This window comes from Pseudazoarcus sp. NS34, from assembly GCF_059703725.1.
The window spans coordinates 576236-593353 of record NZ_BAAKIZ010000001.1 but is presented as its reverse complement, the minus strand read 5'-3'; the positions used below and the strand labels follow the sequence as shown (position 1 = coordinate 593353).

At 60.3% G+C, this 17118-nt stretch carries 12 protein-coding genes; 10 read left to right on the top strand and 2 right to left on the bottom strand.

Translation table 11 applies throughout. The features are described 5' to 3' along the window. Nucleotides 1–10: 10 nt before the first annotated feature. Nucleotides 11–619, bottom strand: a complete 609-nt coding sequence (locus tag AC6H0N_RS02850) for a Crp/Fnr family transcriptional regulator (protein WP_497572540.1) — start codon at nucleotides 617–619, stop codon at nucleotides 11–13. A gap of 333 nt (nucleotides 620–952) precedes the next feature. Here AC6H0N_RS02850 and oxc point away from each other — a divergent pair, with 333 nt between their 5' ends. The 4 genes from oxc to fdhF all read left to right on the top strand — a co-directional run bounded on the left by oxc (nucleotide 953) and on the right by fdhF (nucleotide 9201). Next, entirely contained in the window at nucleotides 953–2671 is a 1719-nt protein-coding gene (oxc, locus tag AC6H0N_RS02845) for an oxalyl-CoA decarboxylase (protein ID WP_497572539.1), read from the top strand. Between the two features lie 302 nt (nucleotides 2672–2973). Next, nucleotides 2974–4230 (top strand): formyl-CoA transferase, encoded by a 1257-nt coding sequence (frc, locus tag AC6H0N_RS02840; RefSeq protein WP_497572538.1) that lies wholly within the window; start codon nucleotides 2974–2976, stop codon nucleotides 4228–4230. Nucleotides 4231–4635: 405 nt separating this feature from the next. Then, nucleotides 4636–6336, top strand: coding sequence for an NAD(P)H-dependent oxidoreductase subunit E (locus AC6H0N_RS02835; RefSeq protein WP_497572537.1), 1701 nt, complete (start codon nucleotides 4636–4638; stop codon nucleotides 6334–6336). Nucleotides 6337–6378: 42 nt separating this feature from the next. Beyond that, on the top strand, nucleotides 6379–9201 hold the full coding sequence (fdhF, locus tag AC6H0N_RS02830) for a formate dehydrogenase subunit alpha (RefSeq protein WP_497572536.1): 2823 nt from the start codon (nucleotides 6379–6381) through the stop codon (nucleotides 9199–9201). An 86-nt stretch (nucleotides 9202–9287) separates the two neighbouring features. On the opposite strand, the gene AC6H0N_RS02825 is transcribed toward fdhF, so the two are convergent. Beyond that, nucleotides 9288–10274 carry an NAD(P)H-quinone oxidoreductase gene (locus AC6H0N_RS02825; protein WP_497572535.1) on the bottom strand — a complete coding sequence of 329 codons (987 nt, stop codon included), beginning with the start codon at nucleotides 10272–10274 and terminating at the stop codon, nucleotides 9288–9290. A gap of 335 nt (nucleotides 10275–10609) precedes the next feature. Here AC6H0N_RS02825 and frc (AC6H0N_RS02820) point away from each other — a divergent pair, with 335 nt between their 5' ends. From frc (AC6H0N_RS02820) to AC6H0N_RS02795, 6 genes are all read left to right on the top strand, one after another. Continuing rightward, a complete protein-coding gene (frc, locus tag AC6H0N_RS02820; RefSeq protein ID WP_497572534.1) occupies nucleotides 10610–11857 on the top strand; it encodes a formyl-CoA transferase in 1248 nt (415 codons plus the stop codon). A gap of 151 nt (nucleotides 11858–12008) precedes the next feature. Then, nucleotides 12009–12320 (top strand): hypothetical protein, encoded by a 312-nt coding sequence (locus AC6H0N_RS02815; RefSeq protein ID WP_497572533.1) that lies wholly within the window; start codon nucleotides 12009–12011, stop codon nucleotides 12318–12320. Then, entirely contained in the window at nucleotides 12265–14166 is a 1902-nt protein-coding gene (locus AC6H0N_RS02810) for a DEAD/DEAH box helicase family protein (protein WP_497572532.1), read from the top strand. Before AC6H0N_RS02815 ends, AC6H0N_RS02810 begins: the two co-directional genes overlap by 56 nt. Nucleotides 14167–14219: 53 nt before the next feature. Further along, nucleotides 14220–14903 (top strand): DsbA family oxidoreductase, encoded by a 684-nt coding sequence (locus tag AC6H0N_RS02805; protein ID WP_497572531.1) that lies wholly within the window; start codon nucleotides 14220–14222, stop codon nucleotides 14901–14903. A gap of 521 nt (nucleotides 14904–15424) precedes the next feature. Beyond that, nucleotides 15425–16435 (top strand): Bug family tripartite tricarboxylate transporter substrate binding protein, encoded by a 1011-nt coding sequence (locus AC6H0N_RS02800; RefSeq protein ID WP_497572530.1) that lies wholly within the window; start codon nucleotides 15425–15427, stop codon nucleotides 16433–16435. A 143-nt stretch (nucleotides 16436–16578) separates the two neighbouring features. Continuing rightward, a complete protein-coding gene (locus AC6H0N_RS02795; protein WP_497572529.1) occupies nucleotides 16579–17100 on the top strand; it encodes a tripartite tricarboxylate transporter TctB family protein in 522 nt (173 codons plus the stop codon). Nucleotides 17101–17118 lie beyond the last annotated feature (18 nt).

The following is a 17118-nucleotide window of genomic DNA, read 5'->3' as shown; positions in this document are numbered from 1 at the left end:
GGCAAACGCTTCAGATTTTTCCCTGGTGCTTCAGGCGACTCAGCGTTTCGGAAGAAATGTTGAGGTAGGACGCCAGTTCCTTTTTGGGGATGCGGTCGAATAGCTCGGGTTGTTTGCGCAGAAAGCGGTGTACGCGCCCGGGGGCGTCGAGCAGGTGAAGCGTAATGGTGTGCGCCATGATCTCGCTCATCAGGCGCATCACTTCATATTCGAAGTGATGTTTGAGGTGCGGAATGTTGTCGATCAATGTGACCCACTGCTGCATCGGCAATTTTGCGACGCGCGCTTTGGTAACCGAGACTATGCTGTAAGGCGTGGGGGTTTTGAGGCGCCAGGCTGCGTAGCTTGTTTCCATGCTGCGCTCTTCGGTGAAGCGCAGAATCATGCGTTTGCCTTGCTGATTGGTGACGACGCGCTTGAGTACGCCGTCGAGCACGAAATACTGTTCCATTTCGTGCACGCCCTGGTGAAGCAGGAAGTCGCCCTTCTGGCAGTCCACCACCGTGAGGTGGGGCTCGAATACCGCCATTTCGGCTTCGCCCAGTTCGCGAAGAACGGCGTTTTGCCGAAGCTGGACGCGGATGATGTTTTTTTCGGGGTGCTTATCGACTGACGACATATAGGTGGCTTCGCCTGTGTCCGTCGCTCATACGACTAACGGCGTATTCTCCCGTTAAAGTTGACCGGGGTCAATGATGGCCGCTTGTGCCCCTCGCTATGATTCGCCCCGCTCGATAGGTCAGGTCTTTCAACAACCTATCGTCGGAAGTAGCTGGTATCAGGCGCCATTTCCCCGGCAACCGAAATCGGTATGTTTCGCCGCTGAATGGCTTGGTGGCCGGGAAATCCAGGTTCGCCGATGTCAGCCGCATTGCTCAACCTTAATCGACGTATCAACGAGAGAGCATTCACAATGAATACGACTACCGACACTCAATCCGAGGGTTTTCACATGCAATCCCAGGAAATGACCGACGGCTTCAATCTGCTGATTGACGCCCTGAAGGCCAACGATCTGAACACCATTTACGGTCTGGTCGGCATTCCCGTTACCGACCTCGCTCGTCTGGCGCAGTCGCGTGGCATGAAGTTCATCGGCTTCCGTCACGAAGCCAACGCCGTCAACGCCGCTGCTATCGCCGGCTACATGACCCAGAAGCCGGGTGTTGCCCTGACCGTTTCCGCTCCGGGCTTCCTGAACGGCCTCGTCGCGCTGGCCAACGCCACCGTGAACTGCTTCCCGATGATCATGATCTCGGGTTCTTCCGAGCGTGAAATCGTCGACCTGCAGCAGGGCGACTACGAAGAGCTGGATCAGCTCAACGCCGCCAAGCCGTACGTCAAGGCCGCTTACCGTATCAACCACGCTGAAGACATCGGCATCGCCGTTGCCCGCTCGATCCGCGCTGCCGTTTCCGGCCGCCCGGGTGGTGTGTACCTCGACGTTCCGGCCGAGCTGCTCGGCCAGACCATCGACGCCGTGCGCGGCGCTGAGTCCATCGTCAAGGTTGTTGACGCTGCCCCGGCTCACCTGCCGTCGCCGGCCGCCATCGACCGCGCGCTGGAAGTGCTGAAGTCCGCCAAGAAGCCGATCATCATGCTGGGCAAGGGCGCTGCTTACGCTCGTGCCGAAAGCCAAATCAAGGAATTCGTCGAGAAGACCGGCATTCCTTACCTCGCCATGTCGATGGCCAAGGGCATCCTGCCGGACAGCCACCCGTCGTCCGCGATGGCCGCTCGTTCGCTGGCCCTGAAAGAAGCCGATACCGTGCTGCTGATCGGTGCCCGCCTGAACTGGCTGCTGGCTCACGGTAAAGGCAAGACCTGGGGCGGCGATCCGGATCGCGAGTTCCCGAACAAGAAGTTCATCCAGATCGACATTTCCGCCATGGAAATGGACAGCAACGTGCCTATCGACGCCCCGATCGTCGGCGACATCGTCAGCACGATGGAACTGCTCAACGCCAAGATCGACGCCAAGTTCCCGAAAGCTCCGGCTGACTGGGTCAACCTGCTGATGAGCAAGCGTGAGCAGAACGTTGCCAAGATGGCTTCGATGCTGACCAAAGAAACCAACCCGATGAACTTCCACAACGCGCTCGGCACCATCGGCGCTGCGATCAAGGGTCGTGACATCCACCTGGTGAACGAAGGCGCCAACGCGCTGGATTACGCTCGCGCCATCATCGACATGGAAAAGCCGCGTCGTCGTTTCGACACCGGTACCTGGGGCGTGATGGGCGTTGGCATGGGCTACGCCATCGGCGCAGCGGTCGAGTCCGGTGGCCAGGTCGTCGCGATCGAGGGTGACTCGGCGTTCGGCTTCAGTGGCATGGAACTCGAAACCATCTGCCGTTACAACCTGCCGGTTTGCACCATCATCATGAACAACAGCGGTGTGTACCGTGGTTGCGACCCCAACCTCAACCCGGACAACGCCAACGACGTGCCGGTGACCTCGTTCGTCAAGAACGCGCGTTACGACATGCTGATCGAAGCGTTCGGTGGCAAGGGCTACAACGTCACGACCGTTCCGGAGCTGAAGGCTGCTCTGGAAGAGGCTCTGGCCTCGGGCAAGCCGACCGTCATCAACGCCATCATCGACGAAACGGCTGGTACCGAGAGCGGTCGTCTGACCAGCCTCAACCCGCAGTCGGGCGTCAAGAAGTAATCGGCCGTTGCGCGGCGCGAGTCGCGCACGCCGATGAGACAACGAAATTCGGGCGGTTCGGGGTTACCCGACCGCCCGGTTTTCGAAGGTCTTCATGGTTCTCCGCTTTGGGTGTAGCTACGGGGTTGTCTTGACTTCCCCGGTGGCAAGCCAATAGTATTGAAGATCGAAATGAACGCCCGCCGCTGTCGGGTGCGTTTCTTACGATCCACAGATCGCAACTCGTGCGCCCCATTCGAGGCGCATCCCAAGAAGCCCCACAGGGCATCAACTAACCTGTTTCATAAGGAAGATCATCCGTCATGAGCAAGCCGCTTGAAGGAATCAAGATCATCGACTTTACCCACGTTCAGGCCGGTCCGGCGTGCACCCAGCTGCTCGCATGGTTTGGTGCCGACGTGATCAAGGTCGAGCGTCCGGGCGCCGGTGATGTCACCCGCAGCCAACTCCGTCACGTCAAAGATGCTGACGCGCTGTACTTCACGATGCTGAACAGCAACAAGCGTTCGCTGACTCTCGACACCAAGACCCCGCAGGGTAAGGAAGTGCTTGAGAAGCTGATCAAGGAATCCGACGTCCTCGTCGAAAACTTTGGTCCGGGCGCGCTCGATCGTATGGGCTTCTCGTGGGCACGCATGCAGGAACTGAACCCGAAGCTGATCGTTGCTTCGGTCAAGGGCTTCAGCGAAGGTCACCACTACGAAGACCTGAAGGTCTACGAGAACGTTGCTCAGTGTGCTGGCGGCGCCGCTTCCACCACGGGTTTCTGGGATGGTCCGCCGACCGTTTCGGCCGCTGCGCTGGGTGACTCGAACACCGGCATGCACCTCGCCATCGGTATCCTCACGGCCCTGATGGGTCGCGAGAAGACCGGCAAGGGCCAGAAGGTCGCTTGCTCGATGCAGGATGCCGTGCTGAACCTGTGCCGCGTCAAGCTGCGCGACCAGCAGCGCCTCGACGCGCTTGGCTACCTGGAAGAGTATCCGCAGTACCCGCACGGCGAGTTCTCCGACGTCGTGCCGCGTGGCGGTAACGCCGGCGGCGGCGGTCAGCCGGGCTGGGTTCTGAAGTGTAAGGGCTGGGAAACCGACCCGAACGCATACATCTACTTCACCATCCAGGGTCATGCCTGGGCTCCGATCTGCAAGGCTCTGGGCAAGGAAGAGTGGATCGACGATCCGGCGTACAACACCGCTGAAGCTCGTCAGGACAAGATTTTCGACATCTTCGGTTTCATCGAAGAGTGGCTGAAGGACAAGACCAAGTACGAAGCGGTCGACATCCTGCGCAAGTTCGACATCCCCTGCGCTCCGGTGCTGTCGATGAAAGAGCTTTCCGAAGACAAGTCGCTGCGTGCAAGCGGCTCGATCGTCGAAGTCGCGCATCCGAAGCTGGGCAAGTACCTGACCGTTGGTAGCCCGATCAAGTTCTCGGATCTGAAGGTCGACATCACTGCTTCGCCGCTGCTGGGCGAGCACACCGACCAGGTTCTGGCCGAGCTGGGTTACAGCGCTGACCAGATCAAGCAGATGCGCGAGAGCAAAGTTACCTCGCTCTGATCGCAGATCTGCTGCAGCAGAAACGGCGCCTTCGGGCGCCGTTTTTGCTTTTTTCGGGCAGGATGCTTTTGGCCCGTGGCGCCTAATGGCTTGTGTCGCGGTGCTATAGTTGAACGGTTAGGCCGGATCTGGTTCATCGTGCGCGATGGGCTGAGCGGCAGCGCTGGGGCCGTGGGCAAACCGATATCCCTGAATTTTCGGGAGTCGTTGACTGCCGTCAATTAGTCGGCCGTGGCCGATGTGTCACAATTTGATTGTTTAGGTCGTCCGTCGCCATCCAGTGCACTTCGCCTCGAACGCTATCCAGGGGATTTTGCGTGCGAGCGTGTCGTCTGAACCTATGCACGGCGGGGCTTATTGCAGAACCTCGAATCCTGTGTTGCGTTAGCTGATTAGGAATCCAACATGAACCAGAAAGTCATCCCGATTACGGTGCAAGGGCCCTCAAAGGAACATCGGCGTAAGACGCCGAAAGGTCGTCGTGTCGATCCGAAGGCGCTGGTGGAAGTTCAGGCGCTGCTCGGTCACGAGTCCCGCCAGCGTGATCTGCTCATCGAGCACCTGCACAAGCTGCAGGATCATTTCGGCCATCTGTCGGCTGGGCACCTTGCGGCACTCGCGCAGGAAATGAAGCTGTCGCAGACCGAAGTCTATGAGGTCGCCACCTTCTATCACCACTTTGACGTCGTCCGCGAAGGCGAGCAGACCCCGGCTGCGCTGACCGTGCGCGTCTGCGACGGTCTGTCGTGTGAGATGGCCGGCGCCCAGGATCTGCTGGCTAAGCTGCCGGCCATTCTTGGCAAGGACGTTCGCGTTCTTCACGCTCCCTGTGTCGGCCGTTGCGAGCAGGCACCGGTTGCCGTGGTCCACCAGAATCCGGTGCCCAACGCCACGATCGAATCCATTCAGGCCAAAGTCGAGGCTAAGGACGTTTGGCATCACCCGGATGGTTATGCCGACTACGAGGCCTACAAGGAGCAAGGCGGCTACAGCCTGGCGCAGGAGTGCTACGGCGGTCTGCGCGACGTCGAGTCGATCATCAAGACCATGGAAGACTCCGGTCTGCGCGGTCTCGGCGGCGCCGGCTTCCCGGCGGGGCGCAAGTGGCGCATCGTGAAGGGCTTTGACGGCCCGCGTCTGATGGCAATCAACATCGACGAAGGCGAGCCCGGCACCTTCAAGGATCGCTATTACCTCGAGCGCGACCCGCACCGTTTCCTCGAAGGCGCGATGATCGCGGCGTGGGCGGTAGGCATTGAAGACGTCTACGTCTATCTGCGCGATGAGTATCACGCCTGTCGTTCGATTCTGACCGCCGAGCTCGAGAAGCTCCTGATGGAGCCGCCGGTGCCGAACATGCCGCGTTTCCACCTGCGTCGCGGTGCCGGTGCCTACATCTGCGGCGAAGAGTCCGCGATGATCGAGTCGATCGAAGGCAAGCGCGGCATGCCGCGTCTGCGTCCGCCGTACGTCGCCCAGGTGGGCCTGTTCGGTCGCCCGACGCTTGAGCACAACATGGAAACCCTGCACTGGGTGCGCGACATCGTGCAGAAGGGTGCGGACTGGTTCAGCTCGCACGGTGCCAATGGCCGCAAAGGTCTGCGTTCGTACTCGGTTTCCGGTCGCGTCAAGAACCCGGGCGTCAAGCTTGCTCCGGCCGGCACCTCGCTGCGTGAGCTGGTCGAGAATTTCTGCGGCGGCATGCTTGATGGTCAAAAGCTCTACGGTTATCTGCCGGGTGGCGCTTCGGGCGGCATCCTGCCGGAGTCGCTGGCCGACGTGCCGCTCGACTTCGATACGCTGCAGGAATACGGCTGCTTCATCGGCTCGGCGTCCGTCATCGTGCTGTCCGACAAGGACACCGCGGTCGATGCCGCGCGCAACATGATGCGCTTCTTCGAAGACGAGTCCTGCGGTCAGTGCACGCCCTGCCGCGTCGGCACCTCGAAGACGGTCAAGTTGATCGAGGGTGACAACAAGTGGGACGTTGATGCTCTGGCCGACCTGTCGCTCGTGATGCGCGATGCGTCGATTTGCGGTCTGGGTCAGGCTGCCCCGAACCCGGTCGACTGCGTGATCAAGTATTTCCCGCAGGAGCTGTCCTGACTTGGTCAGGCTGGCTCCGGAACTGATGCAGAGGAATAAACAATGAACGCGATTACCAAGAACGAAGTGATGCAATCCGACGCGCCGATGGTCACCTTCACGCTGAACGGCCGTGAAGTGAGTGGCCGTTCGGACGAGACGATTCTCGACGTTGCCAAGCGTGAGGGCATCCCCGTCCCGCACCTGTGCTACATGGATGGTCTGGAAGCCGCAGGCAACTGCCGCGCCTGTGTCGTCGAGATCGACGGCGAGCGTGTGTTGGCGCCGTCGTGCTGCCGTCACCCGTCGAACAACATGAAGGTCACGACCGACAGTGAGCGCGCCGTCAAGTCGCAGAAGATGGTGCTTGAGCTGCTGCAGTCGGACATGCCGGAGACGGAATACACCCGTCACAACGAGGTCGACTTCTGGTCCGAGAAGCTGGGTCTGGGCAAGCCGCGCTTTGCGCCGCGTGAACAGCCGGTCTTCGACTTGTCGCACCCGGCCATTGCGGTCAACCTTGATGCCTGCATCCAGTGCACGCGCTGCCTGCGCGCCTGCCGTGACGAGCAGGTCAACGACGTTATCGGTCTGTCCTTCCGCGGCGCCCACACCAAGATCGTGTTCGACATGGACGATCCGATGGGCGCTTCCACGTGCGTGGCCTGCGGCGAGTGCGTGCAAGCCTGCCCGACCGGCGCGCTGATGCCGGCGCGTGATGTCGCGCTGACGGTGCCCGACAAGCAGATCGATTCGGTCTGCCCGTTCTGCGGCATCGGTTGCCAGCTGACCTACAACGTCAAGGACAATAAGATTCTCTACGTCGAAGGCCGTGATGGTCCGGCGAACGAGAAGCGCCTGTGCGTGAAGGGCCGCTACGGCTTTGACTACGCACACCACCCGCAGCGCCTGACCAAGCCGCTGATTCGCCGCGCCGACGCGCCCAAGAGCGGTGACTTCGAGATGGATCCGGACAACGTCATGGACGTGTTCCGCGAAGCCACCTGGGAAGAGGCGCTGGAGATGGCTGGCGGCGGTCTGCGCAGGATTCGTGATGAACACGGCAAGCTGGCGCTGGCTGGTTTCGGCTCCGCCAAGGGTTCGAACGAAGAGGCTTACCTGTTCCAGAAGCTGGTGCGTGTCGGTTTCGGCAACAACAACGTCGACCACTGCACGCGTCTTTGCCACGCCTCGTCGGTTGTGGCGCTGCTTGAGGGCATCGGCTCCGGCGCAGTGTCGAACCCGGTGATGGACGTGGCCAAGGCCGAGGTCGTGATCCTGATTGGCGCCAACCCGATCGTGAACCACCCGGTCGGCGCGAGCTGGATCAAGAACGCGGTCAAGGGCGGCACCAAGCTGATCGTCATGGACCCGCGTCGTACCGACATTGCACGTCACGCTCACCGCGTGCTGCAGTTCAAGCCGGACATGGACGTGCCGCTGCTGAACTCGATGATGAACGTCATCGTCAGCGAAGGCCTGGTCGACAAGGACTTCATCGCCAGCCGCACCAGCGGTTACGAAGAGCTCGAGAAGAACGTTGCCCAGTACTCGCCGGAGAAAATGGCGCCGATCTGCGGCATCGACGCAGAGACCATCCGCTACGTTGCGCGTCTGTACGCCACCTCCAAGGCCTCCATGATCCTGTGGGGCATGGGTGTGTCGCAACACGTGCATGGCACCGACAACGCCCGTTGCCTGATCGCGCTGTCGCTGATGACCGGCCAGATCGGCAAGCCGGGTTCGGGCCTGCACCCGCTGCGCGGCCAGAACAACGTGCAGGGCGCGTCCGACGCGGGCCTGATCCCGATGGTGTACCCGGACTACCAGAGCGTCGTCGATCCGGCGATCCGCTCGAAGTTCGCCAAGGCCTGGAGCGTGACGGAAGAGTCGCTTGATCCGAAGCCGGGCCTGACCGTGGTTGAGATCATGCACGCCATCGATCGCGGCGAAATCCGCGGTATGTACGTGCAGGGTGAGAACCCGGCAATGTCCGACCCGGATGCCAACCACGCACGTCACAGTCTTGCGTCGCTGGATCTGCTGGTCGTGCAGGACATCTTCCTGACCGAAACCGCTTATCTGGCTGACGTGATCCTGCCGGCGAGTGCTTTCCCCGAGAAGGACGGCACCTTCACCAACACCGACCGTCTGGTGCAGATGGGTCGCGCGGCGATCAAGCCGCCGGGCGATGCGCGTCAGGATCTGTGGATCATCCAGGACATGGCCAACAAGCTGGATTGCGGCTGGGACTACAAGCACGTCTCCGAAGTGTTTGACGAGATGCGCAAGACCATGCCGAGCATCGGTGGCATTACCTGGGAGCGTCTGGAGCGTGAGGATGCCGTTGTGTATCCGTGCGAGAAGGAAGGTGATCCGGGTCAGCCGGTGGTCTTCGTCGACAGCTTCCCGACCAAGAGTGGCCGCGCACGCTTCGTGCCCGCGGACATCATCCCGGCGGCGGAACAGCCGGATGCCGAGTTCCCGATGGTGCTGATCACTGGGCGTCAGCTTGAGCACTGGCATACGGGGTCGATGACCCGCCGCGCTTCGATGCTGGATGCGATCGAGCCGGATCCGACGGCCCAGCTGCACCCGCTGGACATGGCCCAGTTGGGCGTTGCTCCGGGCGATCTGGTCACGATCGAGTCGCGTCGCGGCAAGGTCTCGCTTTGGGCGCGTGCCGAAGAAGGTACGCCGCGCGGTGCAGTGTTCGTGGCCTTCGCTTTCTACGAGGCGGCCATCAACACGCTGACCAACGCTGCGCTGGACCCGGCTGCCAAGATTCCGGAGTTCAAGTACTGCGCAGTGCGTGTCTCGAGCGGAGGCACCGAGCCGAAGCAGTCGAGCTACGGTGGTGGCAAGGCGCTGGAGCTCATGCACTGAGTGATTCATCCGTGGCCGGGGAAACCCGGCCAGCCATGAAAAAGCCCGGACAGATGTCCGGGCTTTTTTTTATGCCGTAAGGCCCGTCAGGCGTCAGCGACTTGCAGCACGATCTTGCCGATGTGCTGGCTCGACTCCATCAGCGCATGAGCCTTGCCGGCGTCTTCCAGGGCAAAAGTCTGATAGACCACCGGCTTGATCTTGCCACCGTCCATCAGCGGCCACACGTGCTCTTGCAGCTTGGCTGCAATGGCTGCCTTGAACTCGTCCGAGCGGGGGCGCAGCGTTGATCCGGTTACCGTCAGACGGCGGATCAGAATCTGCCCCAGCGGTACCTCGGCCTTGCCGCCGCCGAGCAGCGCGATGAACACCAGCCGGCCATCGTTGGCGAGCGCCTTGATCTCGCGGGGCACGTAGTCGCCGCCGACCATGTCGAGGATCACGTCCACACCTTTGCCCTTGGTGGCTTCCTTGACCACTTCAACAAAGTCCTGACTCTTGTAGTTGATACCGATCTCGGCGCCAAGCGACTCGCAAGCACGACATTTCTCGTCCGAGCCGGCGGTGGCGAAAACGCGATGACCCATGGCCGTGGCGATCTGGATGGCAGTTACGCCAATGCCCGACGTGCCGCCCTGCACGAGCAGGGACTCGCCCGTGCTCAGCTCGCCGCGGTCAAAAACGTTGCTCCAGACGGTGAAGCAGGTCTCCGGCAAGGAAGCGGCCTCGGTCGGCGTGTAGCCCTTCGGAATCGGCAGGCATTGCCCGGCGTGTGCGACGCAGTATTCGGCGTAGCCTCCGCCGTGCACGAGCGCACACACCATGTCGCCCTTCTTCAAATCGGTATTGCTGAAGTCGCCGTCGACGATCTCGCCTGCGACTTCCAGGCCGGGCAGGTCGGATGCTCCGGGGGGAACCGGGTAGCTGCCGGTACGCTGCAGCACGTCCGGGCGGTTCACGCCGGCAGCGAGCACACGGATCAGCACCTCACCAGGCTTGCATTGCGGCACCGGCCGTTCGCACAGTTGCAGGACCTCAGGGCCACCCGGCTGAGTGATTTCGATTGCGCGCATGATTGCGGGGCTCCTCTTAGCATGTTGGGCGCAGCGCAAGACCTTCGAGGGTCGCGTGCTGCGTCGAAAACGGCCATTATATCCGGTCGTCCGAATTGGCCCGGCGGGGGCGCTTCGTTATCCGCCGCACCTTTGCGTGATAATCCGGATTGTCAGGCTTGTCGTGCAGTGATCCGGAAATGTTGACCGGCGTCATTGATGGTCTTTTCGGCGCATGACTAAGATGCCCGCTCAAAATTTTTCGCCGCCGGTTGCCATTTTTGATGGCGCGCACGCCGGCAGGACCCGAACAAGTATTTGCGATCCCGCAAGTTTGGTATTGGAGGAGAAACCTGATGACTAAGGCGCTAGATGGCGTTCGCGTTCTTGATTTCACTCACGTGCAGTCCGGCCCGAGCTGTACTCAGCTCCTGGCCTGGTTCGGCGCTGACGTGATCAAGGTTGAACGTCCCGGTGTAGGCGATGCAACTCGCGCTCAGCTGCGCGACATTCCTGGTGTAGACAGCCTGTACTTCACGATGTTGAACCACAACAAGCGCTCGGTGACCCTGGATACCAAGAACCAGAAGGGCAAGGAAGTACTCGAGCGTCTGATCAAGCAGTGCGACATCATGGTCGAGAACTTCGCTCCGGGCGCGCTGGATCGCATGGGTTTTACCTGGGAGCGTATCCAGGAACTGAACCCCAAGATGATCCTGGCTTCGGTCAAGGGTTTCGGTCCCGGCCCTTACGAAGACTGCAAGGTCTATGAGAACGTCGCGCAGTGCACCGGCGGCTCGGCTTCCACCACTGGTTTCGAGGACGGCCCCCCGATGGTGACCGGCGCTCAGATCGGTGACAGCGGTACCGGCCTGCACCTCGCTTTGGGCGTGGTTACGGCGCTGTACCAGGCCAAGGTCACCGGCAAGGGTCAGAAAGTACTGGCCCCGATGCAGGATGCCGTGCTGAACCTTTGTCGCGTCAAACTGCGTGACCAGCAGCGCCTCGAGCGCACCGGCACCATGAAGGAATACCCGCAGTACCCGAACGGCACCTTCGGCGACGCCGTGCCGCGCGCCGGCAATGCGTCCGGCGGCGGTCAGCCGGGCTGGATTCTGAAGTGCAAGGGCTGGGAAACCGACAACAACGCCTACATTTACTTCATTACCCAGGCTGCGGTGTGGGAGTCGGTGTGCAAGGTCATCGGCAAGGACGAGTGGATCGGTGATCCGGAGTACGCCACGCCGGAAATTCGCCTGCCCAAGCTCGTGTCGATCTTTGCGACGATCGAGGAATGGACCAAGACCAAGACCAAGTTCGAGGCCATGGACATTCTGAACAAGTACGACATCCCTTGCGGCCCGATTCTGTCGATGAAGGAAATCGCCTACGAACCGTCGCTGCGTGCCTCGGGCACCATCGTCGAAGTCGACCATCCGGAGCGCGGCAAGTACCTGACGGTCGGTAACCCGATCAAGCTGTCCGGCAGCCCGACCGAGGTGACCCGTTCGCCGTTGCTGGGTGAGCACACCGATGAGGTGCTGGCGCAGCTTGGTTACGCCGCCGATGAAATCGCGGCGATGCGCACCGAGAAGACAATCTGACCGGTACGCCTGCATGCTGTCGAGAACGACCCGGCACAGGTGCTTCCTGCGCCGGGTCGTTTGCCATCAGCGTGCCATGCAATAATGAGCGCCGCTGCACGCTGGCTACAGGCGTGGGCGGTTTCAAACCTAACGGATCAGTGGAAGCAATATGAACCATCAGGAGTTTGTCGACGCCTACCAGAACGGCACCTTGAACGCGTTCATCCCGCAGGCTACGGCTGAAAACTATCTCAAGCAGCGGCTGTGGTTGCCGCTGTTCACGTTGCCGGTGCTCGGTGCGGGCGTTGGCCTGGTGCTGATTGGCTGGTACATCACGGGCGTTCTGGTGTTTCTTGCGGGCTATCTCGTGCCGCGCATGATCAAGCGCAATGCCGTTTCCATTCTGATGTACCAAGCCTTGCACGATGGCGGCGTATACGAGGATTTGCGCGAAGCCGGCGTGCTTGAGGTTCGTGAGTAATACTCACTCGCCTGCCGATGAACCGGGTGCTGCCGGCGATCCCGTCGGCGCTACGGTGGTAGCGGACGGGTTTGGGCCGTGGAACCCAGGGCTGGGGCCAGAGGTTCCGCGCCAGTTTCTGCCGCTGTCGACCATTTTTCGTCCCGAGAACGTCTTCACCAGCACTGAGCATGCTCACGAGTTCCGTGACTTCACCGGGCTGGAGCTTCAGGAATTGGTGGTATTCCGTCCCGAAAGGCTGGTGCTCCACGAGCTGCTGATCCGCATCACCGCCGACCTCTCCGTGCCTGCCGGTAGCCGCTACGAAGAGTTGGGCATCAACTTTCGCGAGATGGCTGATCGCATTCGCGAAGGCTGGATCACTCCGCGGATGGCTGAGCTCGTCGCTGAGTACGACCGACTCAGACTCGAAATCGAAACCTTTATCTGTCACGTGCTGGACGAGACGCTGTTCCGTTCGGAGACGCAAGAGGTCAAGCCGGTCGGTGTGTTTTCTCGACTTGGGCGATTTTTTGGCAAGGAGCGAGAGGCGCTCCCCGATCAGGCCGACCATGGCCCCGAGCATGAGGAGCGTGTTCGGCGCGAGTGGGCCAGGATGGCCGGTGAAGACGGTGATGCCTTGCATCGCTCGGTGTACCGTTCGCTGTCGCGTGCTGTTTCAGCCATGCATATCAAGCATGGACGGATGTGGGCGGACCGTGAGGTGCTGTCTTCGCTGGCCGCTGGCATGGCTGCCAACGATTACGGCAGTGAGGCCATCGGGCGGATGATCGAGCCCTTGGTGCACGAGGCCGCACGTGAGCTGGGGTACACCTTGCTGCCGGCGCAGGCCCAACCCGTCGTGTTGAACACCAAGGGAGCTTCCGCGTCCGGGAAAAGCACCTTGCGGCCGATGCAGGAGCGACTGGTGCAGCGGGTTGGCGCCCAGTGGTCAGACTTCGCGCTGATCAGCCCTGACATCTGGCGCAAATATCTCCTGGATTACTCGTCGCTTGGTCCTGCCCAGAAATACGCCGGCGCTCTGTCAGGAGTCGAGCTCGAGATCATCGATCATAAGCTCGACCGCTACATGGCGCGAAAGGCCGAGGGCGGCAATATGTCGCACCTGCTGATCGACCGTTTCCGCTTTGACAGCTTTGCGCTCGATTCGGACAAGGCCGGAAGCAACTTGCTGACGCGGTTTGGCCACCTGATCTACATCTTCTTCATGCTCACTCCGCCTCAGGAGACGGTAGAGCGTGCCTGGTTGCGAGGCTTGCAGTTCGGGCGCTTCAAGTCGGTCGAAGACCTGCTGGCGCACAACGTCGAAGCGTTTTCGGGTATGCCCGAAATCTTCTTCACCTGGGCATTGCGCACCACAAAATCGGTGCACTACGAATTTCTCGACAACAGCGTGCCCAAGGGCGAAACGCCGCTGACCGTGGCCTTCGGCTGGAATGGCGGTATGAACATCCTTGATGTCAAAGGGCTCATCGATGTAGAGCGTTTTCGCAAGATCAACGTCCACGCAGATTGCCCCGACGCCGTCTATCCTGCGGCGGAGCAGATGGCCGTAGAGCACAACGCCTTGTTCCTGTTGCAGTGCATCCGGCGCATTCCGTGCGTCAATTTCGTCCTGCGCGAAAGTGGTCGAGTGTATGCGCGCTTCGAATCGGCCAAGCTGGAATGGGTTGATCCGGAGGGCCTTGCCGAAGCGTTGGACGACGCGGAAACCCGAGCGGCGTTGCAGGTCGTGGCTCCCGAGATATTCGCCGCACCGCGCGTCGATCCGCAGGCAGCGCAGCACCAATGTGAAGTGCTCGCCGGTGCGCGCTTCCATACATTGGGTCGCTGGGGCGGGGCCTAGAACTTTTTCCGGTAAAGATGTCCTAAGACCACTTTACGAATCGTGGAGCTTCAATGAAACCGTTTTCCGTCGATATCTACTCCGACGTCGTCTGCCCCTGGTGCTATGTAGGCAAGCGCTACATCGACAAGGCCTTTGAGTACTACGCGAGTGCATATGAGGGAGAGCGTCAGCCTGAGGTGCGCTGGCTGCCCTTCATGCTCAATGCGTCGCTGCCGCGCGAAGGTGTCGATCGCGAAAGCTACCTGAAGCACAAGTACCCTGGTCGTGCAAATGACCCGGGGTTGTTTGCCGACTCCATCAAGGCCGCGCAGCGGCAGGGGATCCAGGCACGCTTTGATTTGATCCAGGTTCAGCCCAACACGCTGGATGCACATCGCCTGATGCGGTTTGCCGAACAGCGTGGGCGGCGTGCCGCTGTGGCTGAGCCGCTCTATCGCGCGTACTTTGTCGAGGGCGGGAACCTCTCGAGCCACGACGTGCTGACCGACATCGGCGCCGCCTGTGGTCTGGACGCGAGTGAACTGCGGGCATACCTTGCCAGCGACGTCGACGTCGACTGGGTAAAGGGCGTGGACCAGGAGGCCAAGCGGCTTGGGATCACGACGGTTCCGTTCCTCGTGCTCAACGGCAGAAAGGGCTTCTCGGGAAATCAGGCTCCGGACAAAATTCTCGACGCCTTGAAGTGGGCGCGCAGGGATGCGGCGCGTCCCGAGTGGCTCCCGTCATTTATTTGAAGCCGCGAAGATTTGTCGTAACGCGACATCCGAGGTTGCGTTCGGGTACTGCCGAGATCTTGTGCAAGGTTTTACGGTGGGTTGTGTAAGATTCCCGTAAGCCCTGTTGTTGCGAGGGTTTCGACGAAAATCAGGAATCCCGAATGGCATTTACGAATGCCATTCGGGATTTTTTTGCGCTTGTAGAAAATGACAAATTAATCTCGTTCAGGCTGTCGTCCACAAGCTCCTAGCGTTTACCCCAATTTTTCTTCCGGACGATGCGTGCGACCTTGAATCCCGCGTCGTTGCTGAACCAAGTACTGTGAGCAAATGTTGACGAGCGTCAAGATTTTGCCGACGAAACGCTTGCTTCGACTGCAGCATCCTTTATCCTTTTATCAACGAGGTTTATCGCTGCCTCAGAAAAAGTACTAAGACAAGCCGTCGTCCAGACTGTTCCGGTCTGGGTAGCGGAAAGCGAATCGGAAGCCCGGAAAAGCGTCCGGAACGTCCGGTAATCACCTAAGGAGGATCATCATATGAAGTCTATCAACAAGACCATCCCCGTCCTGACCACTCTCGCCGCAGCAATTGCTTTCGGCGCGCCGATCGCTGCTAGCGCAGCCTGGGAACCGACCAAGCCGGTCGAGTTCATCATCCCGGCAGGTACTGGTGGTGGTGCTGACCAGATGGCCCGCTTCATTCAGGGCGTCGTGGTCAAGCATGACCTGATGAAGCAGCCGCTCGTGGTGGTGAACAAGTCGGGTGGTGCGGGTGCCGAAGGCTTCCTGTACGTCAAGAACGCCAAGAACGATGCTCACAAGATGATCATCACGCTGTCGAACGTGTTCACCACGCCGATGGCCACGGGTATCCCGTTCAATTGGTCCGACCTGACGCCGGTCAAAATGCTGGCGCTTGACCAGTTCATCCTGTGGGTGAATGCCGACACGCCGTACAAGACCGCGCAGGAATACACCAGCGCCGTCAAGGAAGCCGGCCCGGGCAAGTTCCGCATGGGTGGTACCGGTTCCAAGCAGGAAGACCAGATCATCACGGTCGCACTGCAGGAATCCACTGGCGCCCAGTGGACCTACGTGCCGTACAAGGGCGGTGGCGCTGTAGCGACCCAAGTGGTCGGCAAGCACGTCGATTCCTCGGTCAACAACCCGCTGGAAGCCGTTTCCCAGTGGCGTGGTGGCGCGCTGCGTCCGCTGTGCCTGTTTGATGCCAAGCGCAGCACCTACACTAAGAAGGTTACGGAAACGACGGCCTGGTCCGACATCCCGACCTGCAAGGAAAGTGGTGTTGACGTGGTCTACCAGATGCTTCGCGGCATCATGGCTGCCCCGGGCGTGTCGCAGGACGTGGTTGACTACTACGTCGGCGTGCTCGACAAAGTCATGGAAACGGAAGACTGGAAGAAGTTCATGGAAACCGGTGGCTTCAACCAGACGTCCATGACGGGTGCTGAATTCACGGCTTGGCTGAAAGAAGCTGAAGCGACCCACCGCAAGCTGATGGAAACTGCAGGCTTCCTCGCGAAGTAAGCAAAGTCCACGCCCGGCCTCCTCCGGCCGGGCGTATTGTTCTTTGGTAAAAACGCGTGCGCTCCGGTGAAAGCCGTTGCGCACGTAATATTGTTAGGCCGTCCTCCCGGTTTGAGCCTTTTACGTATTTGAGGTAACAACGAATGGAACAAGATCAGGCCACGCATGGCGATGACAAGTCCCTGGTTTCGACCCGGGCCATGGACATCGCAACTGCGTTGTTCTTTATCCTGCTAGGCGCAGTCGTCATGTATGACTCCATGCGTCTTGGCAACTCCTGGGGCGACATGGGCCCCGAATCCGGCTACTTCCCGTTCTACATTGGCTGCTTGCTGATCTTCGGTGCTGTACTGATCATCATTTCTGCCGTCGCACCGGGTAACAAGGCAACGGGCGACTCGACGTTCGTCACCCGCGGTCAGATGAAGTCGGTCATCAAGGTGTACATCCCGACCGTGATCTACGTACTCCTGATGAACTACATCGGGCTGTACGCCGCTGCAGCGTTGTACATCATCGGCTTCATGATGGTTAACGGAGGGTATTCGTTTATTCGCGCGCTGCCCTTCGCGCTCATCGTTCCGGTTCTCATCTTTGCGATGTTCGAAATCTGGTTCCTGGTTCCGCTTCCGAAAGGTCCGATCGAGGCTGCTTTCGGCCTCTGATTCCGCCAGGTTAACTGT

Excerpts from the sequence above, each read along its gene's own strand:
- AC6H0N_RS02850 (WP_497572540.1), bottom strand. The coding sequence starts at position 619 with ATGTCGTCAGTCGATAAGCACCCCGAAAAAAACATCATCCGCGTCCAG.
- oxc (WP_497572539.1), top strand. The coding sequence starts at position 953 with ATGCAATCCCAGGAAATGACCGACGGCTTCAATCTGCTGATTGACGCC.
- frc (WP_497572538.1), top strand. The coding sequence starts at position 2,974 with ATGAGCAAGCCGCTTGAAGGAATCAAGATCATCGACTTTACCCACGTT.
- AC6H0N_RS02835 (WP_497572537.1), top strand. The coding sequence starts at position 4,636 with ATGAACCAGAAAGTCATCCCGATTACGGTGCAAGGGCCCTCAAAGGAA.
- fdhF (WP_497572536.1), top strand. The coding sequence starts at position 6,379 with ATGAACGCGATTACCAAGAACGAAGTGATGCAATCCGACGCGCCGATG.
- AC6H0N_RS02825 (WP_497572535.1), bottom strand. The coding sequence starts at position 10,274 with ATGCGCGCAATCGAAATCACTCAGCCGGGTGGCCCTGAGGTCCTGCAA.
- frc (WP_497572534.1), top strand. The coding sequence starts at position 10,610 with ATGACTAAGGCGCTAGATGGCGTTCGCGTTCTTGATTTCACTCACGTG.
- AC6H0N_RS02815 (WP_497572533.1), top strand. The coding sequence starts at position 12,009 with ATGAACCATCAGGAGTTTGTCGACGCCTACCAGAACGGCACCTTGAAC.
- AC6H0N_RS02810 (WP_497572532.1), top strand. The coding sequence starts at position 12,265 with ATGGCGGCGTATACGAGGATTTGCGCGAAGCCGGCGTGCTTGAGGTTC.
- AC6H0N_RS02805 (WP_497572531.1), top strand. The coding sequence starts at position 14,220 with ATGAAACCGTTTTCCGTCGATATCTACTCCGACGTCGTCTGCCCCTGG.
- AC6H0N_RS02800 (WP_497572530.1), top strand. The coding sequence starts at position 15,425 with ATGAAGTCTATCAACAAGACCATCCCCGTCCTGACCACTCTCGCCGCA.
- AC6H0N_RS02795 (WP_497572529.1), top strand. The coding sequence starts at position 16,579 with ATGGAACAAGATCAGGCCACGCATGGCGATGACAAGTCCCTGGTTTCG.